Source organism: Halomonas sp. ND22Bw, from assembly GCF_003011945.1.
GTDB lineage: Bacteria > Pseudomonadota > Gammaproteobacteria > Pseudomonadales > Halomonadaceae > Halomonas > Halomonas halophila.
On the sequence record NZ_PXWD01000975.1, the window covers coordinates 1 to 267 of the forward strand.

1 protein-coding gene is annotated in these 267 nt (G+C 55.4%); it reads left to right on the plus strand.

From position 1 onward, the window contains the following. On the plus strand, nt 1–267 hold a 267-nt coding region (locus tag CVH10_RS26885), incomplete at both ends, for a hypothetical protein (protein ID WP_219924936.1).

A 267-nucleotide genomic window follows, 5' to 3' on the forward strand; every position in this document is an offset into this window, starting at 1 on the left:
GGTCGGTGTGCATAATCATATCGCTTCGCTTTTCACTAAAGAGGGCGACTATGATGAGTCTGAAGGACATTTTCATAGAGAAGTCGAGCTGGACCCGGCTAATGTGAAAGTACACTCGAATCTCTGGATGACATCGCACTACAACCCGGCTTATAGCGGCGATGATCTCTTCCGGATGGCCATCGAGTGGGATAGGAAGTTCGGCGAGCGTTCGTCATTAGGGCGGGCCTCCACGGAACGCGATGCCGGCACGCGGCGGCGTGGCGG